25 protein-coding genes are annotated in these 24,243 nt (G+C 58.4%); 13 read left to right on the top strand and 12 right to left on the bottom strand.

Features of this window, described 5'->3' with window-relative positions; translation table 11 throughout:
* Positions 1-101 precede the first annotated feature (101 nt).
* Complete coding sequence (locus HMPREF7215_RS04200) at positions 102-1,238, top strand: M20/M25/M40 family metallo-hydrolase (protein ID WP_009164420.1); 1,137 nt, start codon at positions 102-104, stop codon at positions 1,236-1,238.
* Between the two features lie 139 nt (positions 1,239-1,377).
* Here the strand turns inward: HMPREF7215_RS04200 and HMPREF7215_RS04195 are convergent, their stop codons facing one another.
* Entirely contained in the window at positions 1,378-1,776 is a 399-nt protein-coding gene (locus HMPREF7215_RS04195; RefSeq protein ID WP_009164419.1) for a winged helix-turn-helix transcriptional regulator, read from the bottom strand.
* Between the two features lie 173 nt (positions 1,777-1,949).
* Here HMPREF7215_RS04195 and HMPREF7215_RS04190 point away from each other — a divergent pair, with 173 nt between their 5' ends.
* The gene (locus HMPREF7215_RS04190) at positions 1,950-2,240 is read left to right on the top strand and encodes a hypothetical protein (RefSeq protein ID WP_009164418.1); all 291 of its coding nucleotides are present in this window, start codon (positions 1,950-1,952) and stop codon (positions 2,238-2,240) included.
* A 324-nt stretch (positions 2,241-2,564) separates the two neighbouring features.
* The gene (locus HMPREF7215_RS04185) at positions 2,565-3,284 is read left to right on the top strand and encodes a M48 family metallopeptidase (protein WP_009164417.1); all 720 of its coding nucleotides are present in this window, start codon (positions 2,565-2,567) and stop codon (positions 3,282-3,284) included.
* 2 nt (positions 3,285-3,286) lie between these two features.
* On the opposite strand, the gene HMPREF7215_RS04180 is transcribed toward HMPREF7215_RS04185, so the two are convergent.
* The 8 genes from HMPREF7215_RS04180 to HMPREF7215_RS04140 form a co-directional block, all read right to left on the bottom strand.
* Entirely contained in the window at positions 3,287-4,228 is a 942-nt protein-coding gene (locus HMPREF7215_RS04180) for an AEC family transporter (protein ID WP_009164416.1), read from the bottom strand.
* 277 nt (positions 4,229-4,505) lie between these two features.
* Entirely contained in the window at positions 4,506-5,888 is a 1,383-nt protein-coding gene (locus HMPREF7215_RS04175; RefSeq protein ID WP_009164415.1) for an amidohydrolase, read from the bottom strand.
* Positions 5,889-6,089: 201 nt separating this feature from the next.
* Positions 6,090-7,157 (bottom strand): DmpA family aminopeptidase, encoded by a 1,068-nt coding sequence (locus tag HMPREF7215_RS04170; RefSeq protein ID WP_009164414.1) that lies wholly within the window; start codon positions 7,155-7,157, stop codon positions 6,090-6,092.
* A 137-nt stretch (positions 7,158-7,294) separates the two neighbouring features.
* Positions 7,295-8,422: a sodium ion-translocating decarboxylase subunit beta gene (locus HMPREF7215_RS04165; protein WP_009164413.1), complete on the bottom strand. Its 1,128-nt coding sequence runs from the start codon at positions 8,420-8,422 to the stop codon at positions 7,295-7,297.
* A gap of 47 nt (positions 8,423-8,469) precedes the next feature.
* Complete coding sequence (msrA, locus tag HMPREF7215_RS04160) at positions 8,470-8,979, bottom strand: peptide-methionine (S)-S-oxide reductase MsrA (RefSeq protein WP_009164412.1); 510 nt, start codon at positions 8,977-8,979, stop codon at positions 8,470-8,472.
* A 15-nt stretch (positions 8,980-8,994) separates the two neighbouring features.
* Positions 8,995-9,375 carry a winged helix-turn-helix transcriptional regulator gene (locus HMPREF7215_RS04155; protein ID WP_009164411.1) on the bottom strand — a complete coding sequence of 127 codons (381 nt, stop codon included), beginning with the start codon at positions 9,373-9,375 and terminating at the stop codon, positions 8,995-8,997.
* A 373-nt stretch (positions 9,376-9,748) separates the two neighbouring features.
* A complete protein-coding gene (locus HMPREF7215_RS04145; protein ID WP_009164409.1) occupies positions 9,749-10,306 on the bottom strand; it encodes a DNA polymerase II large subunit (Pol II) in 558 nt (185 codons plus the stop codon).
* Positions 10,307-10,581: 275 nt separating this feature from the next.
* The gene (locus HMPREF7215_RS04140; RefSeq protein WP_009164408.1) at positions 10,582-11,022 is read right to left on the bottom strand and encodes a hypothetical protein; all 441 of its coding nucleotides are present in this window, start codon (positions 11,020-11,022) and stop codon (positions 10,582-10,584) included.
* A gap of 373 nt (positions 11,023-11,395) precedes the next feature.
* On the opposite strand from HMPREF7215_RS04140, the gene HMPREF7215_RS04135 reads away from it, so the two are divergent.
* Together HMPREF7215_RS04135 and HMPREF7215_RS04130 are read left to right on the top strand one after the other, a co-directional pair.
* Positions 11,396-12,985: an N-acyl-D-amino-acid deacylase family protein gene (locus HMPREF7215_RS04135; RefSeq protein ID WP_009164407.1), complete on the top strand. Its 1,590-nt coding sequence runs from the start codon at positions 11,396-11,398 to the stop codon at positions 12,983-12,985.
* A gap of 23 nt (positions 12,986-13,008) precedes the next feature.
* Positions 13,009-14,343, top strand: a complete 1,335-nt coding sequence (locus HMPREF7215_RS04130) for a GntT/GntP/DsdX family permease (RefSeq protein ID WP_009164406.1) — start codon at positions 13,009-13,011, stop codon at positions 14,341-14,343.
* A 227-nt stretch (positions 14,344-14,570) separates the two neighbouring features.
* On the opposite strand, the gene HMPREF7215_RS13785 is transcribed toward HMPREF7215_RS04130, so the two are convergent.
* Complete coding sequence (locus HMPREF7215_RS13785; protein ID WP_232205522.1) at positions 14,571-14,924, bottom strand: gamma-glutamyltransferase; 354 nt, start codon at positions 14,922-14,924, stop codon at positions 14,571-14,573.
* Positions 14,925-15,225: 301 nt separating this feature from the next.
* Here HMPREF7215_RS13785 and rsmG point away from each other — a divergent pair, with 301 nt between their 5' ends.
* The 6 genes from rsmG to HMPREF7215_RS04095 all read left to right on the top strand — a co-directional run bounded on the left by rsmG (position 15,226) and on the right by HMPREF7215_RS04095 (position 19,492).
* Entirely contained in the window at positions 15,226-15,912 is a 687-nt protein-coding gene (gene rsmG, locus HMPREF7215_RS04120; protein WP_009164404.1) for a 16S rRNA (guanine(527)-N(7))-methyltransferase RsmG, read from the top strand.
* A 4-nt stretch (positions 15,913-15,916) separates the two neighbouring features.
* Positions 15,917-16,678, top strand: a complete 762-nt coding sequence (locus HMPREF7215_RS04115) for a ParA family protein (protein WP_009164403.1) — start codon at positions 15,917-15,919, stop codon at positions 16,676-16,678.
* On the top strand, positions 16,669-17,628 hold the full coding sequence (locus HMPREF7215_RS04110) for a ParB/RepB/Spo0J family partition protein (protein WP_009164402.1): 960 nt from the start codon (positions 16,669-16,671) through the stop codon (positions 17,626-17,628). Before HMPREF7215_RS04115 ends, HMPREF7215_RS04110 begins: the two co-directional genes overlap by 10 nt.
* Positions 17,629-17,868 carry a hypothetical protein gene (locus HMPREF7215_RS04105; RefSeq protein ID WP_009164401.1) on the top strand — a complete coding sequence of 80 codons (240 nt, stop codon included), beginning with the start codon at positions 17,629-17,631 and terminating at the stop codon, positions 17,866-17,868. It abuts the gene before it with no gap.
* 479 nt (positions 17,869-18,347) lie between these two features.
* Positions 18,348-18,833 (top strand): HIT family protein, encoded by a 486-nt coding sequence (locus HMPREF7215_RS04100; RefSeq protein ID WP_009164399.1) that lies wholly within the window; start codon positions 18,348-18,350, stop codon positions 18,831-18,833.
* On the top strand, positions 18,821-19,492 hold the full coding sequence (locus HMPREF7215_RS04095) for an IMPACT family protein (RefSeq protein ID WP_009164398.1): 672 nt from the start codon (positions 18,821-18,823) through the stop codon (positions 19,490-19,492). Before HMPREF7215_RS04100 ends, HMPREF7215_RS04095 begins: the two co-directional genes overlap by 13 nt.
* 166 nt (positions 19,493-19,658) lie before the next feature.
* On the opposite strand, the gene HMPREF7215_RS04090 is transcribed toward HMPREF7215_RS04095, so the two are convergent.
* Both HMPREF7215_RS04090 and HMPREF7215_RS04085 read right to left on the bottom strand, forming a co-directional pair.
* Positions 19,659-21,020, bottom strand: a complete 1,362-nt coding sequence (locus HMPREF7215_RS04090) for an APC family permease (protein WP_009164396.1) — start codon at positions 21,018-21,020, stop codon at positions 19,659-19,661.
* Between the two features lie 28 nt (positions 21,021-21,048).
* Complete coding sequence (locus HMPREF7215_RS04085; RefSeq protein WP_009164395.1) at positions 21,049-21,738, bottom strand: cysteine hydrolase family protein; 690 nt, start codon at positions 21,736-21,738, stop codon at positions 21,049-21,051.
* Between the two features lie 163 nt (positions 21,739-21,901).
* Here HMPREF7215_RS04085 and HMPREF7215_RS04080 point away from each other — a divergent pair, with 163 nt between their 5' ends.
* Together HMPREF7215_RS04080 and HMPREF7215_RS04075 are read left to right on the top strand one after the other, a co-directional pair.
* Complete coding sequence (locus HMPREF7215_RS04080; protein WP_009164394.1) at positions 21,902-22,966, top strand: response regulator transcription factor; 1,065 nt, start codon at positions 21,902-21,904, stop codon at positions 22,964-22,966.
* Positions 22,959-24,185 (top strand): sensor histidine kinase, encoded by a 1,227-nt coding sequence (locus tag HMPREF7215_RS04075; protein ID WP_009164393.1) that lies wholly within the window; start codon positions 22,959-22,961, stop codon positions 24,183-24,185. Before HMPREF7215_RS04080 ends, HMPREF7215_RS04075 begins: the two co-directional genes overlap by 8 nt.
* Positions 24,186-24,243 lie beyond the last annotated feature (58 nt).

Raw genomic sequence — 24,243 nt, 5'->3', positions numbered from 1 at the left:
TCCGTTTCGCACTGGACGGGAACGCCCCCGTCGTTTATGATGAAACGAGTTTTTTGAAAAGAGCGCCCGTTCGATGAACTTTTATAAAGGGGGAGTCCGTCATGAACGACATGATCAAAGCCGCGGCCGAACAGTTCGCCCGTGAGAACGTAAAAGAGGCTCAAAACCTGCTGCGCACGCTGGGGAAGATCCCGGCGCCGTCGCACGACGAAGGCCGGCGCGCGGCCTTCGTCAGCGAGTGGTTCAAATCGCAGGGATTCAAGGACGTACAGATCGACGCCGCCCAAAACGTGATCTGTAAGCTGGGGCCGCAGGACGGCGATCTGGTCGTCTTCGCAGCGCACACCGACATCGTCTTTCCCGACACGGCGCCGCTGCCCATGCGCGAGGAAGACGGCCGGCTCTACGCGCCCGGCATCGGCGACGACACCGCCAACCTCGTCAACCTGATGATCGCCGCCCGTCATTTGGCGCGGCGCGAAGACGAACTGACGCAGGGCGTGCTGATCGTCGCCAATGCCTGCGAAGAAGGGCTGGGCAACCTCGACGGTACGAAGGCGCTGTTCGCCGCCTACGGGGAGCGCGTCAAAGCCTTTTACTCGCTCGACGGCAAGCTTGGCCACTGCTGCAGTGGCGCCGTCGGATCCTATCGTTACCGCGTCACGTGCCGGACCGCGGGCGGCCATTCCTACGCCAACTTCGGCAACGCCAACGCCATCGAGTGCCTGGCGCACCTGATCGAGGATCTCTACGCCGTCAAGCTGCCCGAAAGCGCGCGCACGACCTTCAACGTCGGGCGCATCGAGGGCGGCTCCACCGTCAACTCCATCGCCCAGTATGCCGCGATGCTGTACGAATTCCGTTCTCCCTCCCAGGAATGTCTGGATTACATGAAGGTTCAGTTCGACGCGATCCTCGACGCCAACCGCAACCGCGGCGGCGAATTCGCGGCCGAACTGTTGGGAGTCCGTCCCGGCGACGGCGCGCTGAACCGCGAGGCGCTGCAAGCCTTTACCGCCCGCACGTTGGACGTGATCCGCAGCTATTACGACGGCGAGCTGACCGTCACCCCCTCGTCCACCGACAGCAACGTGCCCTTGTCTCTGGGCATCATGGCCAATACGCTCGGCACTATCGTCGGCATGGGGGCGCACACCCGCGAAGAGTGGGTAGACCTGAGCAGCATGGAAACGGGGCTGAAAATCGCCCTCAGCCTGATGCTCACCGCGCAGCGGTAAGGCGGGAAACGGGAAGAGCAGCATAAAATCGCCCCATCGAAGCCTGCTGAAAAAATTCACAGGCCCCGACGGGGCAATTTTCGTATGTAAAGCATCGCTGCCTTCTACCACACGGCTTTTTCGTATGGCAAACGCGCCGTCAAACAGACGATCCTCGTTTTCCCGCGCCGTAGTCGCATTTGCGGCACTGGGGCAAGAACCGTTCGCCGCTCTCGCGATGAAACGCTCCCGACCAGCGGCAGATGTCTTGCAGAATGGGAACCACCGATTTTCCCCTCTCCGTCAGCGAATATTCCACGCGCGGAGGGATCTCGTCGTAGGAACGGCGGCGCAGGATCCCGTCGCGCAGCAGCTCTTTCAGCATCGAGGAGAGCACGGCGTCGGTGATGTTTATCATCTCGCCGCGCAGCTCGCTGTAACGCAGCCGTCTTTTTTCGGCCAGCACGCAGATAATTCGCGACTTCCATTTGCCTCCGAAAATTTCCAGACCGTATTCCAGCGGGCAGCGGATGTCCTTTTCCAGTTTCGGCTGATACATAACAAGCCCCCCTTTCCCGTCTTTCCTCATTTCATTCTACCCTAACGCCTCTTTCCGCAAAAGTCGCTATGAAATTTATGAGCGACTCATAAATTTCTCCATATCTTTGATTTTTACAGCGAGACCGCTAAAATTTTCTCGGATTCAAAAACAAACCTTGAGGAGGTCTTACGATGAAAGTCAATGCCTATTTGGAAGTGGTCATGGAAATTGCTCCCGAAAACCGTCCGGCGGCCGCAAAAGTGTATCACGATTATCGCGCGCCTTTCCTCGACGAAATCCCCGGGGCCCTGACCAAGGAACTGCTGATTCGCGACGAAGACGTGCAGGTGATCCATGGTTTCGACAGCGCAGAACATGCGCGGGGCTACCTCGACAGCGCTCTGTTCACCCAAAAAGTCGTTCCGGGGTTAAAACCTCTCTGGGGCGCCGATCCCGACGTGCGCATTTACACAGTGGCGTAAGGCGCCACCCGCAAATTCGTATTGCAACTGAATGCTCCTGCAAAAAACACGGCACAGGAGAACGGCCGGCGGGGTAGAAAATCCCGCCGGCCGTTCTCCTTTTTCTCTTTTTGCAAGACCCCTCCACACCGGTGGAGGGACGCCGCAGCGTTTCGTCCGAACGCCGATTCGCGCTGTTCCACGTGGAACATTTTCCGCCGTTTCAGTATTCTCAACGGTAGCTGTTCATTAGACACAACTTATATAATTTTCCCCGCACGATCTCGCGACGACGTTCACACCGGCAAAACATGATACACTGAGACGGAAAGGGAGGTGAAGCGGATGGCAGACAAAGACAATGACGAACGGCGCGACATCCTCGGCGTGCCGCTGCTGATCCTGCGCCAGAGGCAGAAAAACATGTATCTGACGGTGCGCCCCGACGGCACGCTGCGCGTTTCCTGCCCTGTCTCTACGTCCGACACGGAGATCGAGCGCTTCGTAATCGCGCAGGCATCCTGGCTGCGGAAACGCCGCGCGGCAGTCATGCAAACGGCTCTGGCCGCCGCGGCGGAATACGAAACCGGCGATACGATACCGCTGTGGGGACGTCCTCTGCCGCTGGTCGTCGCACACGGACGGCCGTACGGCGCCAGCCTGCGCGGCGAAACCATTCTCCTGAACCTGCCGGAGAACGGCACCGCCGATGAACGAGGCAAACTGATCCACAGCTTTCTGCGCGCCCGTCTCGGGCTCGCCATCCCGCCGCTGCTGGCCCGCTGGCAGGCTGCGCTGGGCGTGCAGGCCTCGGGCTGGCATGTGCGCGACATGACGACGCGCTGGGGCAGCTGCAACACGCGCACGGGGCGGCTGTGCTTCAACCTTCGCCTCGCCGCCAAAGACCCGCGCTGCCTCGAGTACGTCGTCGTGCACGAACTCAGCCATCTGATCGTCGCCGGCCATTCGGCCGCCTTCTGGAACTGCGTGGCCCGCTGCCTGCCCGACTGGCGGCAGCGGCGCAAGCTGACCAACCGGGGCGCGCAGGAAGCATTCGAAGAATAGCGCTACGCGAAAACGCGCAGCGAGACCTCCATCCAAAACAGCATCGTCACCATGCACAGCAGCGTCGACGACGCCACCAGCATGGCCGCGTAATCGCCGTCCATGCCGAAACCGCGGGCCAGAACGTAACAGTTGAAGGCCGGCGCCACGGCGGATCCGACCACCGCCACCTGCATGACGACGGGATTCTCCACGGGAAAGAGCATGAACGCGACCATGACGATCGCCGGGTGAACGAACAGTTTCATGAGCATGTCAGGCCAGGCCGATTTGACGTCGCTCCACAGGCGTTCCGGCGCCAACGCCGCGCCGATGACCAGCAACGCCATGCCGTTGCCGCAGTCGCCCAGCACCTCGAGGACGCGCGCAAACCATTGCGGGATATAAGGCGTCCACCCCAAAGCGCCGATCAGGATGCCGCAGATGCCCGCCAGCAGGATCGGATTTCTGACCGTCCGCACCAACGCGTTCGCCAGTGACCGGCCGTCGCTCCGACCGCTCATGGCAATCTGCGACATCAGCAGCGGTACGAGGTTGAAATACGGCGTACCGACCGCTACGAAGAGCAGCTGCGCTTCCGTCCCCGCCTGCCCGAGCCAAAGCGTCATCACCGGCAGGCCGATAAAGATCGCGTTGGGACGCACCGACGTGAGCATGGACACGGCGCGCCGTTCGGGCGCGATTTTGCGCAGCCCCGACGCCACCCAGAGCACTGCCGTCGCCGCCGCGTAACCGCCAATGAGCACGGCGGCAAAGCGCCAGCCATGGATCATTGACGCGTTGAAGCCAAGTCCGGCCTTGAAAAAGCTGACAGGCATCAGCAACGAGAAAAGCAGGCCGTTCAGTTCCTTCAGCCCGGTTTCAGTCAGCCGTCCTCGCCTTTTCAGAACCCAGCCGCAGCCCATGACGATGAAAATCACCAGATTCGTTAGAAAACCTTGCATCGTTTCAGCCCCTCCGTCCATATCCGATCAGGATCGGCGGCCCTCGAGACGGGGAATGTTCCACGTGGAACATTCCCCGCCGTCGCCGTCTCGTCACTTTTCGACCAGTTTACCACGCCCGCCTGAAAGCCGCTACGCGAGACGGAACACTCGTCGTCGACCACAACATTTTACTTTTTTAATAAAGAGACCGTATCAGTCCCCTCCTCATAATGATAATGCCGCCAGACCGGCGAAAAAATTTCGCCGGTCTGGCGGCATTATTCGCGTCTCGCTCTTATTTTTGGACCGGCATGGGCACGGGAACGTCGGCGGGAATGGGGCAGCGGTAGGGTTTGCCGCGGGTGGCTTTGAGGAACTCCGCCTTGGCGGCGGCGACGAGCTGCGGGTCGGCGGCGACCTTGGCGGCCGTCAGAGCCAAGGCGCGAGCGCCGTAAAGCATGCCCTTCATGCCAATGGACGAGCCGGCGCAGGACGTGACCTGCCAGCTGTGGCCGGGTGCGGCGCAGTTCCACGAAGCGGTGTTCACTTCCGCACAGGGGACGATGTGCTGCACGTCGCCCACGTCGGTGGAACCAAAGCCATTCTCCTCGCGGATCCCGACGCTGACGCCGAGCGGGCCGTCGTAATCGGGGCGCCGTTTGATCTGATCGTAGTTCGGATTCTGCACGTTGATGGCTTCGGCAAATTCCAGCTCTTCCTTGGTCCAAACGGGCTTTTCCACTTCCTGCAGGCTTTGGTAAATTACGTCGCTGAGGACGCGGTTCTCCAGCGTCGGATAACAGCCGCCGAGGAACTCGATCTCCACTTTCGTCTCGGTCATGTGCGCCGCCCCCTCGGCGACCAGCACGAGGCGGCGATACGTGTCTTCCACGGCCTCGCGGGTCAGGGCGCGCACGAAGTACCAGACGCAGGCTTTGTCGGGAACGATGTTGGGAGCCATGCCGCCGTCGGTGATGACGTAGTGGATGCGGTTGTCCATGGTGACGTGCTCGCGCAGATAGTTGGCGCCGACGTTCATGAGCTCGACGGCGTCGAGGGCGGAGCGGCCGTTCTCCGGCGCGCCGCCGGCGTGAGAAGTGCGCCCCGTGAAATGGAACTTGGCGCTGTTCAATCCGGTCATGACGCCGCGCATGACGCAGTTTTTTGCGGCTCCGTGCCAGGAAAAAGCAAGATCCAGCTCACGGAACGCGCCGCCGCGGGCCATAAAGACCTTGCCGGTGAGAGCTTCTTCGGCGGGACAGCCGTAGTAGACCACGGTGCCGGGACGGCTGGAAGCCCGCAGCTCTTCTTTCAGACCGTACGCCGCCGCCAGCGGCGCCACGCAGAGCAGGTTGTGGCCGCATCCCTCTCCCGGCGCGCCTTCCTGCACAGGCTCCTGGCGAGTGCTGACCTTCTGGCTCAGACCGGGCAGAGCGTCGAACTCGCCCAGAAAACCGATCGTCGGTTCGCCGCTGCCCCAACTGGCACGCAGGGCCGTGGGCATCCCGTACATCCCCGTCTCCACGACAAAGCCCAGCTCGCGCAGCAGCTCGGCAGTGACCGCGCACGTGCTCACTTCGTTGTAGGCGGTCTCGGGATGCTCCCAGATTTTTTTAGCGTGGGCGACAAACCGTTCCTCTCGTGCCTGAATCGCTTTTAACGCGACTTCTCCAACCATAAAAAACCCCTCCCTCTGGATTTTTCGAATTCACGCGCGGCAAAAACGGGGATTGCCGCGGGAACCAAGAGAAATGTCCGAACGCATATCACATAACATCAGCGTTCATCTATTCCAACGAAAAATGTTCCACGTGGAACATTCTGTCCGAAAAGGAGCACAGCGCTTTTTCCGGATCGACGCGTCTCTTTGCCTCTGGACTTAACGGCGCGGCGCGGGCAACCCCGGCACGCGCCCGGCCAGCACAGCAAGCGAAACGCGCCGGTGTCCCTGAAAACCCGTCACCGTCTCGGCCGCCAGCATGGAGGTGAGGATCGCCTCGTGTACCGACTCGATCACGGCGCGGAAGAACAGGTTGGCGTGCGCGTCGCTGACCGAACGAAACGCCAGTTCCCCCGCCGCGTCGAAGGGAACCCGCTGCGCGGTGGAAAAAGCCACGGCGATCTCGCCGCTGCCGTTGCCGATGATCGAGCCGGTGTGCGTGATGCCGGCGCTGGCGCGTTTACAGAGCCTCTTCAGCTGGCGCGCGGTCATGGGCGCGTCGGTGGCGATCAGCACGATGCAGGATCCCTGCTCGCGCAGCTGTTCCGCGGCGAGGATCTTTTTCGCTTCGGCCCCCGTCGGCTGACCGTCCAGCGTGAAATCGTCCATCTCGCCGAAGTTGCTCAGAACCAGCGCGCCCAGCGTATAGGTCCGTGCGCCGGCAGTCACCAGCCGCGAAGCCGAACCGACGCCGCCCTTGAACTGGTAGCAGCTCATGCCCCGTCCCGCGCCCACCGCGCCGAGCGCGAAATCGGGCGCGGCGGCCGCCAGCGCCTGACGCGCCAGCTCCGGCGTCACCGCCTGGACGCGGATGTCGTTTAGAAAACCGTCGTTGCACTCGCACACCAGCGGATTGACCGTGCCCGCCGCGCCGCCGATCGACGGTTCGCTCTCGATCATCGCTTGCGACAAGCCGCGCCAGGCGTCGCCGACGCTGAGCGTGTTGGTCAGCAAAACCGGCGTTTCCAGCGTGCCCAGCTCGTCGATCTGCACCAACCCCGCCGTCTTGCCGAAACCGTTGATCACGTGCGAGGCGGCGATCAGCTTGTTCCGGAACAAGCTGCCCGGCGCGGGGATCACCGCCGTCACGCCCGTCTGCGTTTTCCCTTCCGCCAGCGTCGCGTGCCCCACCGTCACGCCCGCCACGTCGGCGATCGTGTTGCGGGGGCCTTTGGGCAGGCGGCCGGCGCTCAGCCCGAAACGCTCGAGCCAGTCGTTGTTTTTCACGTTTCACACGTCCCTTTCACAGCGCAAGATGAAAGAATCCCGTTCATATTATAGCCGCCGGGCCATAAAAATCGAGCCGCTCCGTCTCTTCCATCCGAAAAAAACGGCGCGGCTCGATTTTTACGATCGGGAAAAAATCAGCTCAGCAGCGCCAACAGCAGCCCGCCGGCGACGACGGAACCGATCTGTCCGGCCACGTTGGCCGCAGAAGCCTGCATGAGCACGAACGTGCCGGGTTTTTCCCTGGCCGCCATCTGCTGGATCGTGCGCGACGACATCGGGAAGGCGGAAATGCCCGCCGCGCCGATCATCGGGTTGATCTTTTCCTTCATGAACAGATTCAGCAGCTTGGCGCTGAGCACGCCGCCGGCCGTATCGAAGACGAAGGCCACCAGCCCCATGCCGAGGATCATCAGCGTGTCGGCGCGCAGGAAGCGGTCGCCCGTCATCGTGCAGGAGATGCCCAGCCCCAGCATGATCGTGACGATGTTGGCCAGCTCGTTCTGGGCGCTGTTGGAAAGGCGCGCGACTACGCCGCTCTCGCGCAGCAGATTGCCGAACATCAGAAAGCCGATCAGCGTCGACGACGAGGGCGCGAAGATGCCGACCACGATCGTGACGACGATCGGGAAGAGGATCCTGGCACGCTTGCTCACCGTGCGCCCGGCGCGGAGCGTCATGTTCATGCGCCGCTCCTCTTTGGTCGTCAGCGCGCGGACCACCGGCGGCTGGATGACCGGCACCATCGACATGTAGGAATACGCCGCCACGGAAATGGGACCGAGCAGCTGCGGCGCGAAACGGCTAGAGACGAAGATCGACGTGGGGCCGTCGGCGGCGCCGATGATGCCGATGGAGGCCGCTTCCCTAACGCTGAAGCCGAAAACGTAATACGCCAGCCCCATGGTGAGGAAGATCCCCACCTGCGCCGTGAGGCCGAAGAGCGCGTAGACGGGGCGCTCCATCACGGGCGAAAAGTCCATCATCGCGCCGATGCCGATGAAGATCAGCAGCGGGAACATCTCGTTGGCGATGCCGGCGTCGAACAGCACGCTGATCGCGCCGGGCACTACCGTGCCGCCGACGGCCTGCGTCAGCGCGGCCGTCATGGGAATGTTCACCAGCACCGTGCCGAATCCCATCGGCAGCAGCAGCGAAGGCTCGTATTCCTTGGCCGCCGCCAGCCAGATCAGCGTCAGGCCGATGCCAATCATCACCGCCTGCTGCCAGGTCAGGCTCAAAAAACCCTGAAACAACGCTTCCAAAACGATTCTCCTCTCAAAATTTCAGCGATGCCGCGGCAGAACGCGGCTCAGTCTTCCTCGGGCGGCAGCGGCTCGTCGAGCAAGGCGAGGTTGACGTGGCAGTAGCCGCACGGCTTCTTTTTCAGATAGTCCTGATGGTATTCCTCGGCCGCATAAAAGTTGACCAGAGGCTCCACCGTCGTGACGACGGGCTCGTCCCAGTTCTTCTGTTCTTTGGCGAGAAGCTCCTCGGCCAGACGGCGCTCCTCGTCGTCGTTGTAGTAGATGGACGTACGGTACTGCGCGCCGATATCCGGCCCCTGCCGATTCAGCGTCGTCGGGTCGATGATGCGCAGATAGTGACGCAACAGCGTGCGCAGGCTGATGACCTGCGGGTCGTATTCGACCTTGCAGGCCTCGGCGTACCCCGTGCCGCCGGCTTTGACCTGTTCGTACGTCGGGTGCGGCATGCGCCCGTTGGCGAATCCCACTTCCGTATCCAATACGCCGGGCAATTCCCTCATGTAGGCCTCGAGGCCCCAAAAACAGCCTCCGGCCAAAACGATCCTCTTCGACATCGGTCTTCCTCCTTATTATTCCCGCGGCTCGGCGGGAACGGGCATACGCTCGGGGATCGCCGCGACGTCCAGCCCCAGATCCTCTTTGAAGGCGCGGCCCCAGTTCCACATCGACTCGATCACCGGCCGCAGCGAACGGCCGCGCGCGGTGAGCGAATATTCCACGCGCGGAGGCACCTCGGGATAGACGGCGCGGCTCACCAGCCCCGCTTCTTCCATGCCGCGCAGCTGGGACGTGAGCACCTTCTGCGAAACGCCCGCGAGCGACCGTTTCAGCTCGCTGAAGCGCTTCGTGCCGAGAAAAAGGTCGCGCAGGATCAGCACGTTCCATTTGTCGCCGATCAGCTTCAGCGTCGTCTCCACCGGACAGGCGGGAAAAAGGTTCTGCTTGTCCATGACCTTCCCTCCGATCTCGCGGGGCCGCAAGCTCGTGTCAGAACAGCGGGCGGCGGCTCCGGCCATTTTATATCGAAATTATATTCTGCGCCGCGGCGAAAAGCAAACGCGGCACGGCTTCGCACTTTCAGAGGGAAGCAATGTCGGGTGCGGCGCGGAAAGGCGCGATCTGTATCATTTTCGGCGAATATTTCACGGAAAAGCCGCGCGATGGCGTCACAGCGCGCTTCCGCCGCGCGGCATCGCGGCGATCCCGTCTTTTGAATAAAATACTATAAATCAAATTGAATTCTCTGTCCGACGGGGCCGCAAAGAAACAGGGCCGCCGGCTGTCGAAAAAACGACAGCCGGCGGCCCTGTCCATCCCGCTCGCTCAGACAGACGGACGCGCGCTTTCTCTCCAGAGTCGGTACAGCGCGAAAAGCAGCGCCAGCGCCGTCAGAGCCACCGAGCTCCAGCGCAGCCCGGGCGACATCTCCGTCGCAGCCGTGCCGCCCTCCTGAGGCAAGGTCAGCGCCCAGATATAGAAAAGGCCGTACCCCCCGAAAAACCATTTGATCACCTTTCCGTGGCGGCGGCTGAAGATGAACGGGATGCTGACGAAGGGGAAAATGACGCCGACGACGCAGAGGCAGAGCGTGCCGAACCACGAGGCCATCGCCGCGCCGGCTTTTTTGGCTTCGGCAGCCACGGCTTTGCCCTTGTCGGCCATGTAGCCGCAGGAAGAGCACTCGCCCTTGAACATGCGCGCGCCGCAGCGGGGGCACCTCTGCCCTTCGTCGTCGGCCCGCACGCCGCACTGCGGACAGGCCGCGCCGTCGTACTCGGCGCCGCAGTTTTTGCAGATGTGATCCGCCGCGCGCCCGCCGCAATAGGGACATCCGTGCAGGGCTCCGTCGAATTCAGAGCCGCAGTATGCACACTTCTTCATTGGTGATTCCTCCGTTCGTCGGGATAAAAACCCGAAATCACGTTTTTATTTTCGAATAATATCACAGCGGCCGCCAAAAAAGAAGCGCGCGAAACTTTTTCCATCGCACAGCCGCGGACGAAGCGGCTGCGACGGACTGAAAAAACGCGAACTTTCGCAGCAAATTCCGCGAGAGAAGAAATTGATTAAACCTGACTATAAATTTTCTCCGCTCCGTCTGCGCCGACGCAAGAGATCCCGCGAACGCTTTTCGTCCGCGGGATCTCTTGTGCTCGTTATTCCGTTTTCTTCCAGGTGGCGTCGGTGAACACCGTGCCGAAACGCACGTTGACGCCGAATTCCGGCGCCGTCATCAGGCCGTCGCCGTTGCGTTCCGCCAGTCCGGCGGCGGCCGCCGCGGTCTGGTCGGGGAACTCGGTGACCGGCGTTTCGCCGTCCATATACGCCTTGGGCATGACCTCGCCGGCAAAGCCGTAGCGGCGCAGACACGCTTTGACGTGTTCGGCCAGCAGCTCCACCTTGTCTCCCGCTTCGAAGTAGGCGCGCGCGTAAGCCCAGACGCTGCCGTCGGCCGGTTCGAGGCGCACAGCGTAGGACACGGCCTGCGTCAGCGCCGGATAAGGCAGCTTTTCGTTTCCCGCCAACGAAGCATATCCGACCAGTACCGCGCCGGCGTTCATCAAGTTGCGGCGCAGTTCTTCCCTTAACACTCCCATCGGAAAATCCTCCTCGATCAGCGCTCTGTAAGACGCCGTTTTTTCTTATTATATACCAGTCCCCGATCTCCCATCTGATTCTACGAATGTCAAAAAGCGCCATCACTTGTCCATATGACATGAAAAGCAAATTTCATGGGCTTCCAGCATCCTTTTCATAAATATCCGTTCCATACTAAAAATTAGAGTATACATGGCATTATTCATTTATTAATGTTATAATTTTTCACGAATAAGATATCATCGGAAGCTCTCCGAAAGATGGAGACCTCCCTCGTGAAGGCAAAGAAGAAGGCGGTCCGTAAATTCTATTGTCTTTATGGGCGATTGAACGTTATTCAAAAAATGGAGAACTTTTAAGGGGGAAAATGCGTTGCTGGATCTTTTGATTCGAAACGGTACCGTCATTGACGGAACACGAACGACGCGGCGGAAATCAGACGTTGGCGTCCGCCATGGAAAGATCGTCGCGGTCGCCCCGCAGATCGAAGAAGAAGCAAAGGAGACGATCGACGCCTCTGGAAAAATCGTCGCTCCTGGATTCATCGATATCCATTCCCACTCCGACATGAGTCCCTTTTTCACCGATCAGAAAATGCAGAGCAAACTCTATCAAGGCATCACGCTCGAGATTGTCGGAAACTGCGGCATCTCGTGTCTGCCGACCGACGACGCTTCACGCGAGGCGATCACTCGCCTCATCTCTTCAGGTCTCGAACTGCCGATGGATGGCAGGACCGTCGAGGACGATTCTCTGTCGGATTATGCCGAACACCTGAAACGTTGCCCAGCCGCGACAAATATCGGCGTCCTTGTCGGTCACGGCACACTTCGCGGCATGGTCATGGGATTTGGCATGCGAAAACCGACTTTCGAGGAACAGAAACATATGGAGTGCGTGCTTGAGCGGGAACTTAGCGAAGGCGCATTTGGCATGTCGCTCGGCCTGATTTATCCGCCCAGTTCGTACGGCGCGATTGACGAGTTCGTCGCGTTGGGCAAAGTGCTTAAAAGGCACGATGCGATCCTTACTGTTCATATGCGCAGCGAGAGCACGAAAATCTTTGAAGCGGTCGATGAAATGCTCGAAGTGGCGCGCCATTCCGGCGTCCACGTCGAGATTTCCCATCTCAAGTTGATCGGCAAACCGCAATGGGGCCGTTCCAAAGAGCTCCTTGCAAAAATCAGAGCGGCCCGCGAAGAAGGATTGAATATCACGTGCGACCAGTATCCATATACCGCAACGTCGACAGGCATGTCGGCCTTGGTTCCTGCCTGGGCCCATGATGGCGGTTCGGATGAAATGTGCAAACGCCTTGCGTCTCCGACGGAAGAATTGCTCTCTGAAACGGAATCGGAAACCGAACGCCGCGGCGGCGCCCATGCGGTTCTGGTCGTTTCCACGCACGGCAGACTCCCGCAGTATGAAGGGAAACGCCTTGACGAGATCGCCGCGGACATGGAGCTGCCTCCGGCTCAGGCCGTCGTTCGCCTGCTGCGTGCGAGCGATGGGGGCGTTCCGTGCTGTTATTTCAGCCTTTCGGAAGACGATATGCTGCACATTATGCGCGAGCAGTTCGTCTGTATCGGATCGGACGGTTACGCGATGACCTATGACCGCCATTTTCTTGGGACGAACCCGCACCCGCGCAGTTTCGGCACCTTTCCCCGTTATTTCCAGACGATCAGGGAGCATCGGCTGATGAGCCTCGAAGACGCTGTTTACAAGGCTACAATGCTTCCGGCGCAAATCCTCGGCTTGAAGGACCGTGGCGTGATTGCCGTCGATAAGATCGCGGATATAACCGTTTTCGATGCGGCCGAAATTAGCGACCGCGCCACATACACCGATTCCCCGCAGAAACCGGCAGGCATTTGCGCGGTTGTGATCGACGGCCGTGTCGCGTTCAAAAATGGCGAACAGACTGGCGATAACATCGGACACCTTGTTGTCCATAAATAACGACCATGGGGAGAGGGATTTCCATGTTGGGGCCTTATGCGTTGATTCCTGAAGAATCGTTATGGGCATTGATTCCGCTTGCAGTATACATTCTTGTTTCGTTCCGCCCGAGAGTTCACGCGCTGACGATCGCGATGATCGCCTGTCTGTTTGGTTATATTCTGACGGGACAAACCCCCGCCATGACGGGAGCTCTCGTTGTGAAATCGCTGGGATCGACGCTCGGTCTGATCGGCTTCATCATCATGTGTGGCGCCGGGCTCGGCAGTGTCATGAGCGAGGCGCGTGTAAGCCATACGATCGTGTATTGGATCGTCAAATATATCGGCGTGACGACTGAAAAACGTGCCATTCTCTGTGTGATCGTCACAACAACGCTTGTCTGCGGTCTGCTGGGAACCTTGGCGGGCGGTTGTGCTATCGTCGCCCCCATCCTCATTCCTATTGTAGCGGCGGCAGGATTGAAACCTGCCACGGTGGCCTGTCTTTTCCAATCATCCGGCGAAACGGGTCTGATCTGGGGACCATTCACGGGACCGACTGTCGCTCTCCTTGCGATTACGCATCTGAGCTACGGTCGTATGATGCTGTGGGCCGCGCTTCCTTATGGTCTCATTTGGCTCACGGTCATCTACTTCTGCGGTCTGCGAATTCAACACGACCCAAGTTACGACGAAAGATACGAGCTCGACACCGCCGAACAGACGACGCTCGGCATCACCGCTCAGGAAAAGCGCGTGACACTGGCGTTCCTAATTGGCTTTGTCGGACTTCTGACGTTTTCGATGATCACCCATCAAAAAACGGCGTTCACGGTGTTCGTCATGCTGGTTCTGGCTCTCGTGATCTGCCTTTTCAAGCCCCTCGATATGTCAGTCATGTTCCGGGCGTTTGCCAAAGGCATGGGCTCCATGGCCGGCACATTTCTTCTCTTTATCTTGTTGAACATGATGCTCGAATACATCAATTATGGTCATGGCTTTGAAGCTCTTGGCAAAATCCTTGTTTCGTTTGCAGGCGAGGGAAGCCGCATGATGGTTGTCATTATGGGCACATTGGTCGGCTCTTTCGGCGTCAATGGTGGCGCCGTCGCGCAGCTGCAAGTTACGCACGATTTGTTCGCCAGCGCCGTGAAAACAGCCTCCGTCCCCATGGAGTTCTGGGCTCTGGCGTTGATTTGCGGTTCCCGCGTCACGACGTCGATCTATCCCGGATCGAACATGATCGCTCCAATGGGACTGGCGCGCAGCGAAAGTCTGAAAGCCATGCTGTTCGGCGGCTGGTCAGTATCTATGACGTCAATCGCGTTCATCGTCGTGTGGTCATGGTTTGCGATGCCGATTTTCTTCCCGATATAACCAGACAACTGAACGATACGAGAGCTCCGAAGGAGATCTCCAAATCGAGAACATCCTGAGCGACTAAATTCCCTTGGGGGCTCCTGCTATTCAACGTTTTAGTCAACAAACAGCATGAGTACGAAGAGATTCATCAAAAAAGAACAAAGAAGCCGCCTCAATTGATTTTTGAGACGGCTTCTTTATTTATAACAGCGCAAATTTTCAAAAGCTCCTTACCGGATCAATCAAAACTCGTGACGCGAATCATGGCTCCCCGTCATTTCTCCGCTCTCGGGATCGATCAGGATGGCGTTGACGTCGCCCATGTAGGATTTGAGCGGCAGCGAGTAGCCCATGGAGAGCAGACTGTCGACGGTTCCGCCGCTGAGGCCGTTCATCGGTTCCACGCGCAGCTCGTCGGGCAGCCACTGCATATGCACCCGGGGAGCGCTGACCGCCTTGTTGATGGGCATTTTATGGTCGATCACATTGGAGATCACCTGCAGGACGGTGGTGGTGATGCGGACGCCTCCGGGGCTGCCGCAAGCGAAGATCCGTCCATCCCAAAAACAAAAAAGCGATTCCCTCCGACGCTTCATTCGGTGCTCCACGAATATGATCCAATAATAGTCAGTATTAATCAATCTCTTATATCTCTTTTTCACGAAGAGAAAGTTTTCCATCGGCAAAACATCCGCTGGGCGTCCTTCCAACCGCCTGATGTTCCACGTGGAACATCGCTTTTCCGGCGATGGGGCCGAACGTTCAGCGCCAACGATCCAATGCCGTTTCACGCGTTGTTTCTCACCAAACAGACCTTCAAGAAAAGGGGCTCGCTGTTCCACGTGGAACATTTTTGCGGTATGATTGAATCGAAAATAAAGCATGGAGGTGAACCCCATGGAGATTCAACCGTTGCCGCCGCTCCCCGAACCATCCGCGAAAACGGTGACGCAGCTGCGCCGCTACGCTTCGCTGCTGGCTGTCGCCAACGAGCGCGTGCGGCTGACAGGGCCGTACGACGAGGAAACGTTGTGGACGGATCATATCGAAGACTGCCTGCACGTGCTGCCGCTGTTGCCGCCTTCAGGCACAGTCGTGGACGTTGGTACCGGCGGCGGTCTGCCCGGCGCCGTTTTGGCCGTGTGCCGCCCCGATCTGAAATTCACCCTGCTGGACAGCCTTTCGCGCAAGACCAAGGCCCTTGCAGAAATTATCGCTGCGCTGAAGCTCCCCAACGCGGAAGTGATCTGCATGCGCTCGGAGGATTTCGCCGCCGCGCGCCGTGAACGGTACGACGCCGCCGTGGTGCGGGCTGTCAGCGAAGCCGGCGTCATCGCCGAATATCTGGCGCCGTTGGTGCGCGAAGGCGGCGCGCTGATCGCCATGAAGGGCAGTTCCGTCGGCGAAGAGCTGGCGCCGCTTGAAGGCCTCTGGCACACTCTGGGACTGGCAGAGCCCAATCTGTACGAGTACGATCTCAAAGATCATAAAAGTTATATGCTGCTCTGGAAGAAAAGCGCTCCCTGTCCCGCGGTCTATCCGCGCAAGCCCGGGCGGGCCGAAAAAAAACTGTGGTGGAGGTGAGACGATGAAGACCATCGCGGTCATCAATCAGAAAGGCGGCGTCGGCAAGACGACGACCTGCGTCAATCTGGCTTCCGAATTCGGCGCCATGCGCAAAAAGGTGCTCGTCGTCGACGCGGATCCTCAAGGCAACGCGTCCAGCGGCCTCGGCTTCCAGTTCGACGATTCCGTGTCGCTTTATGACCTCGTCGTCGGCAACGAAGAGCCTAAATGGGCGCTGCATTCGACCAGCGCCAAAAACGTCTCGCTGATCGCCTCGAACATCAATCTGGTCGGCGCCGATCTGGAAATGGGCGGCCTTAAAGGAAGGGAGTTCCGCCTGCGCGAAGCGCTACGCAAGCTTGAAAACGACTTCGACGTCGTCCTCGTCGACTGCCCCCCGTCGCTTGGACTGCTCACCGTCAACGCGCTGGCCGCCGCCAACCGCCTGCTGGTGCCCGTGCAGTGCGAATACTACTCCATGCAGGGGCTCAGCCTGCTGGCGCGCACCGTGCAGATGGTCCGCGAACAAGGCATCAACCAAGGCGCGCAGATCGACGCGATTCTGCTCACCATGTACAACCCCAATCTGCGCTTGACGCGCGAGATCGAAACGCAAATCCGCGACGTCTTCGGCGAACACGTGCTGAAGACCGTGATTCCCCGCAACATCGACCTGGCGGCAGCCCCCGCGCAGGGACTGGCCATCCGCGACTACGTCCGTTCCAGCCGCGGCGGCCAAGCCTATCACGATCTGGCATTGGAGGTCAAAAGACTATGGCTGTAAATCGCAAAAATACCGCCGCGGCTCAGACCGCGAAGAAATCCGCCGCTTCCGCAAAGTCCATCATCCAGTCTGGGCGCGGCCTCGGCGCGCTGCTGGCCAAGCAAAACGTGAGCCGCGTCCCCCAGAACAGCGAAATGGCCCCGCTGGCCGATATCGAGCCCAATCCCCATCAGCCCCGCAAGCTCTTCGACAGCGCAACGCTGCACGAACTGGCGGCGTCCATCAAAGTTCATGGGCTGCTTCAGCCGCTGATCGTCACCCCCGCGCCTGCAAAAAGCGCGAAGAAATACCGCATCGTTGCCGGCGAACGCCGTTTTCACGCCTGCGAGCTGGCCGGACTCGCGGAAGTGCCCGTGCGCATCGTCCGTGGCGACGAGCAGCTCCTCAGCGAGATCGCCCTCGTAGAGAATCTTCAGCGCGAAGATCTGACCGTGCTCGAGGCCGCCAACGCTCTCAAAGCCCTGATGGAAAAACACCAGCTCACCCAGAACCAACTGGCCGAGCGCATCGGTTGGAGCCGCAGCGTCGTGGCCAACAAGCTCCGCATCCTCTCGCTGCCTCAATGCGCTCTGGACCAGATCGCCGCCGGCAACCTCAGCGAAGGGCACGCCAAAGCCCTGCTGTCTCTGAAGGAACCGCAGAAATTTCTTGAAGAGCTTGTAGAGGATTGCGTTACGCACCACTGGTCCGTTCACAACCTGCAAAAACGCATCGACTCCCTCAACAGCCGCCGCGTCACCGTCCTTTACAAGGCCCCTCAGCTTGATCCCTGGCGCCCCAAAGGAGCGCTGAGAGTGGCGCGCCGGCTCGGCCTGTCTTTCAGCGTCTTCGGCAACGAGAGAGAAAACCGCGTCGTCATCAACGGCATGCGCCGTGGGCAAGTGGAACGTCTTTTCGCCCTGCTGGACCGCGAAGCCGATTTTATGGGCGGAGAGCCGGACAGCAAATAAATGAAAATTCCCCACGTCAGAGACGTCATCGTCTTCAGCCGAATCGTCGGAGCGGCTCTGCTCGTCTGCGGCTACCTGTTGGCGGGACTGTTCATCGGCCGCTATTTTCTGGACCGCGGTTACCCGCAATGGACGCTCCCCCTGTGCCTGATTGCCGGCCTGATCGGCGCGCTGCTCTCGGGAGTTCACGAGTTGAAAAGCATTCTCGCGATGATCCGCCGCGACCGCCAGAACCGGTGAAGCCGCGGCATGAAGCATTGAACGTCCCAAGTTATCCACATTTTGTCCACTTCTCCACCATCGCAAAAGCATACTTTCCGGCACTTGACAAAATTTTCCAGGAACAAAGGAGCTCTTTCAAAAAATCTTTTGAAGAGGATAGTATTTCAAAACGCCTAACGCCGAAGACTTTTGAAAAGCCCGTCACGAAGAACGAACATAAAAAATTCGTTTTCAATATAAATCGCGATGCCGAAAAGTTCACATGGGAAAAGTTTTCTGACCATTCAAATTTTCCCGCGACGCTTTGATTCACAGTTTCCACAGAACCGCCCCGTTTTTCTTCAGATCCCCTCGAAAAGAGCTTTTAAAAATCTTTTCTCGCGCAGTTCCGGCTGTAAAATTTTACGAGTGCACATCCCACTCACAAGTTATCCACCAATGTTATCCACAGCGGTGAATAACTCCCATCTTTTTGCTCATAGAAAAGAGGAAAGAACATGGAAACACTCATGGCCCCATGGAGGTATACGTACCTCAACTCCACCAAAAGCGACGGCAAGAGCTGTATCTTCTGCGACTTTCCCGCCGACGGCAGCGACGACAGAAAACACTTCATCGTCTTTCGCGGCAAACACTGCTTCGTGATTCTCAACGCCTATCCCTACAGCTCGGGTCATCTGATGGTCATCCCCTACCGCCACACCACCGACCTGAAATCATTTACCTCCGAGGAGTCTCTGGAGTTCCACGACCTGATCGCCCGCGCCGTCGAGTGCCTCAAAGGCGCGTTCCATCCCGACGGCTTCAACGTCGGCATCAACATCGGCGCGGCGGCCGGCGCCGGCATCGACACCCATATCCACTGCCACGTCGTGCCGCGCTGGAACGGCGACAGCAACTTCATGGGCGCAATCGGCGACGTCAAGGTCGTCCCCATCTCCCTTGAAGAGACCTGGGAACGCTGCCGCTCGTGCTGGCGCTAAACCAGCCCTGCCGCCGCCCCGCGGCCCCCGCCGTTTACAGCTTCAAGGAGAAACGCAGCGAGTTCATCGCCGCCCTCTTTCCCGCCGCGGCGGGCGACGAGGCTCGCGCCGCGCTGGAATCCGTACGCAAGGAGCATTACGGCGCCGCGCACAATTGCCCGGCCTGGCGCGTCGGCTACCCCGACGTGGAAGAATTCTGCTCCGACGACGGCGAGCCGGGCGGGACCGCGGGACGGCCGATCCTCGGCGTTTTGCAAAAAGCCGGGCTGTTCAACGCCGTTCTCGTCGTGACGCGTTATTTCGGCGGCGTCAAGCTCGGCGTGCGCGGCCTCATCGACGCCTACGGCGCCGCCGCGGCCGGAGTCATCGAACGCGCCGCGCTCGAAACCGCTCTGCCTTTCAAAGATCTGGAACTGTGCTGCAGTTACGAACATCTGGCCTCCCTCAGCCGCGTCGTCAAAAACGCCGGCGTCGCCGAGAACCGCCTGCGCACGACCTATGCCGCGGATGTCACGCTCAACCTGCTCGTCTCCCCCGAGATCGAAGAACGGCTGCGCGTTCTGCTCGACAGCTACGAAGGACGTACTCTGCTCGCCGCCCCGCCGCGCTGGGGAAAAGACTACGTGCTTGCAGCAGAAAAACAAGCCGACGGATCATGAAAAAATTTGACAGAAACAAACGATTGGGCAGGATAAGCGGTCGCCGTCTATCCTGCCCAATCGTTTGTCTCGAGAACAACAAACATAAAAAATCCGGGCTTCCACGCGAAAGCCCGGACAACGAAAAATCTTCTCTGATAATTATAGCCAAAAGACGAGAGTCGTTTTATTCTTTACCGACATCGTCCGGCGTAAGGACGCGCATCTGATAGCCACAGACGCGCCGATGCGTCGCGGCGAAAGCGTAGACTACCGCTCCAAGAGCGAAGAAAAGCCCCAATGAAACGTATCCGCCGCGGTCCAGCTCCATACACGCGCCGATGATCAGCCAGATGGAAATGAGCATACCGACGCCGAAGACGAAGTTCCCCCCCGGGGCCCTGAACGGACGCTTCCATTCGGGGTGCAGCTTCCTGAGACGCACGACGTCAAGGCAGGAAATAAAGTAGACGATGCCCGCGGCGATGCTGGAGATCGCGTAGATGTACTGCACCCAGTTGTCGCCGCTGAAGTAGCAGAAGAACAGTGAAAACAGATACACGACGACGTTAGCCCAAAACGGCTGCCCGTAGCGGTTCACCTTCATGAACACCTTCGGCAGCTGATTCAGCTGGGAAGCGCCGTACAGCACGCGCGCGCTGGAAGTCCAAAACCCCATCAGCGTCGTAAAGGCGTGCATCAGCCCGGACACAATGGCGAGAACGGCAAGGATGCTGGGTAGTCCGAAACGGGCGATCAATTCCGGCTCAGGCATGCTCATGGCCGCGATTTCCTTCCAGGGCGCCATGCCGCCCATGGCGAGGACGACAAAGCTGTACAGCAGCGCGGGAATGAAAAGGGCGGACAAAATGACCTTCCACAACTTGGAAGCAGAGAAGTTGGCCTCCTCGACCAGCGTCGGCGTCATCTCGAAACCGATGAATTTCAACGAGAACACAGCCATGGCGATGAAAATCCCATATCCTCCTTTAGGGAAGAATCCCTGGTGCAGGCGGATATTGTCGAAGCTCCAGTGTCCGCTCAGGAAAAACGACGTCGAGACGCAGAGCGAGATGAGGATCATCGCAAAGAAAAAGATGTTGGAAAGCCGTCCGGTCAGGCTGATATTGAAGTTGGAAAGCACGAACCACAGTGTGACGGACAGCATGGCGATAATCATCATCTGCTCGTTCGTCAGCGGATAGAAGTGGTTGATCGCCGTGCCGAAAATAAACGCCATCATCGGCGGCTCGACAACCTGGATCAGAAACATCATCCACTGTGTGGCGAAACCCGCTTTGTTATTGTAAGCGTTGCACGTCCACACGTCGGTGCTGGCCGCAAAAGGCAGCATCGCCGACAGCTCACCGAACGCCAGCCCCACGGGAACGAGCAGCAGCGCCAGCAGCGGGAACAGGAACGCCGCGCCAGCCCCCGTCGTCTGGAACCAATACGGCGCTTCCGCTAGCCAGCCGCCGATCACGGCTCCAGAGGAAATCGCGATGACTTGGATAAAACTTAAATCTCTCTTCAGCCTGTTGTCTTTCATTTTTTTCTTCCTCCCGCTTCAACAGAAATTAAAGAGCGCCGATAAGCTCTTCGGTATTGACGACGTGGCAGTAAATGTTGTTCAGCACGGAAAGCTCGTGTTCCTGGATCTCCTTGGTCGACGCGGCGCAGGCGTCTTCAATCAGCCAGACCTTGAAGCTCTCGTCGGCGAGGCTGCGCACCGTTCCGGAAACGCACTGATCCGTCAAAACGCCGGTGACGACCACCGTATCGATGCCGCAGTTATGAAGCATCAGGCGCAGAGAAGTCCCCGTCAGGGCGCTGTCGGTCGTCTTCATGACGACCAGCTCGTTTCTGGCAGGCTTCAGAGGCTCGACGATTTCAGCGGAAGGCATGCCGGGAAGCAGAAGCAGTTCGTTGTACCCGGTCGCTTTCTGATCAAGAGAACGCTCGCGCCCGCTCTCGAGCTGACCGGTGATGCGCGCGTGGGAAACAAACATGTTTCTCTCCCTGAAAGCGGCCAACAGTTTTTGATTGTTCGGGACGACTTCTCTTTCGACCCGGTCGTAAAAGTAGCCCCATTTGGCATAGTAGGCTTTTTCACGCTCGGACGCGTTATCGCCCAACTTCGGACGAGTGAGGAAATGATGCTGCATATCGACAATGAGCAGCGCCGTCCTGTCCCTGTCGACCTCGATGTCGCAATAGTCGTCGTCCAGCTCATAGTAGAACGAACAGTACCGATCGTTCACCTTCATGAGAATCCCTCCAATAGTATAAAGTATGTTAAGATAGCATCATTATCAGCAAATATCACGTTTCTGACAATTCATAAAAGCGACTTTTCATCGTCAAAAAAAGTTATATGCTCACTATTTTGCAATAAAAATCCACAGATTTGCGACAGAAAGGCAAGAAGAGATGCATACCGTACTGATTGCTGAAGATGAGATGATCGAGCGGGAATTTCTCGTAAATTTATTGAACCGCCTCGAAGATTTTCACGTCGTCGCGGAGGCCGGGGATGGGCAGACCGCCGTCGAATTGGCCTTTCTGCATCGTCCCGACGTCGCGTTTCTCGATATCCGCATGCCGCTGCTGGACGGCCTGGCCGCGGCGGGAAAGATCAAAAAAGCTTTGCCTCAAACGTTTATCGTGCTGAATTCGGCGTTTGCCGAATTCAAGTACGCGCAGCAAGGCATCGACTGCGGCGTCGACGCCTATCTGCTGAAGCCCTCGTCGGAAAGCGAGATATTTTCCCTGCTGCGTTCCCGTTTTACGCCGCGGTCTCTTGAACGCGACGGTCAGGAGACGTTCCGCTCTCTTCTGGACGCTTTTCCGACGGAAGCCGCCGAAAACTTCGCCCGAGCTTTGGAAACAAAGGACGGCGCGCTGTGCGAGAGCGTGCTGAGCGAGATCCGCGCTTCGCTTGGAAAGAACCTGAGTTTAAACGTTTATCGGCTGCACGTCCTCAACGTTTTGTTCGACGTCATGAAAGCGTGCCGTCTTGGCTCAGTTTCCATGAGCGCCGCTGATGAACGCCTGTGCGACCGGATCCTGACGCGCATTTCGCAGACGCCCACCATGCCGGAGATCGCCGATCTCGCCAATTCCTGCCTTGACAATATCCTTTCCGCCGTCAGAAGTTCTTTTCGCGATTCAGCCGCGCCGATACGGCGCATTGTGGAGTTCCTGGACGAACATTTCCGGGAAGACGTCGGCGCCGGCGATTTGAAAGGACTCGTCTTTTTGAGCGAAGACTACGTCGAGAGGCTGTTTCGCAGGACTCAGCGCGTTTCGATCCAGCAGTACGTCAATGAAAAACGTCTCGCCGAAGCCGAACGGCTTTTGCTGCAGAGCAGGATGACGACGCAGGAAATTTCAGAACGCGCAGGATTTCAAAACGTATCGACATTCTTTCGGAATTTCAAAAAGAAATATGGTCTGACGCCCGCCCGGTACAGAAAGGAAAAATACCGTGAGTGAACTTGCTGATCTTATCCCGGAAAAACTGCAGCGGGAACTGCAGGAGTCTTTCGCCTATGCGACGGGCTTCGGCGTCGTTTTCGTAGACAAGGAAGGGCGGCACCTCGGCGAGGGAAGCAACTTCTCCCGTTTTTGCCGTGCCATCAACGCCGATCCGAAAGACGGCGCGCGCTGCCAGTGTTCGAACAAGAATGCCATCCAGATCGCACTGAAAGATGGGCGCCCCGGCATCTATATCTGCCATGCCGGCCTGGTCAACATCGAGATCCCGCTGACGCTGGACGGCGAACTGATCGGCGCGATCACCGCCGGGCAGGTCATTTGCGAAGGGAACCATCCTTTTCCTCAAGACGAACAGGCGCCCCAACAACTGTGGCGTGAAAATGAGCTGTATACATCGTATTATCGTGAAATTCCCGTCCTCAGCCTGAAGCAGATCCAGGAAACGGCGCGCGCTCTGCAAAATTTTTCCAACTACATCCTTCAACAAAAGTCCTACACGCAGATCCAGGAGCACGTCGGACATCTAACGGACGAGCTGCTAAAAAACCAAAAAAAACTGATCAACCTCAAAAACCAACTGACCCTGGCCCGCTTCGAGGCTTTGCAGAAGCAGATCATGCCGCACTTCACTTTTAACGTCCTTAACTCGATTTCCAGACTCATGAGCATGAAAAAGAACGATCAGGCCCAAGAAATGCTGGAGTCATTTTCGTCGATGCTCCGTTACACTCTGTCCCGGCCGGCGGCCAAAGTGACGCTCAAACAGGAACTCGACTACATACGCCATTACCTGCGGATCCAGAGATATCGTTTCGGTGAAAATCTGGTCTATCATATTGATTGCGATAAAAAATCAGAGCCTTTGACGATCCCATTCTTCAGTCTTCAGCCTTTTGTTGAAAATGCGCTCGAACACGGGATCCTGAACCCGACTCGCAAATATGGAGGCGAGCTGAATATCGCTTGCCGCGCCGGCATGTCGGCGTACACGATCGAAATCCGCGACAGTGGAGCGGGCATGGACGAAAATACGCTTGGCGCCATCCTGGAAGAACTAGCCTCGAAAAGACTCCCGCGCGGCGGCAAAATCCATATCGGCATGAGCAACTGCTTTAAAAGGCTGAGGATGTTTTTCGGCGCGCGCTGCACGATCGCCGTCAAAAGCAGCCTCGGCTGCGGGACGACTATCGTAATCACCATAAAAAATAAGCGCTGAACAAAAACAAGGGATGCAGCGAGCGCAATTCACTCGTCACATCCCTTGTTTTTACCAC

It is taken from the genome of Pyramidobacter piscolens W5455 (assembly GCF_000177335.1).
Taxonomy (GTDB): Bacteria; Synergistota; Synergistia; order Synergistales; family Dethiosulfovibrionaceae; genus Pyramidobacter; species Pyramidobacter piscolens.
This window is presented reverse-complemented; position numbering and strand designations above follow the sequence as displayed.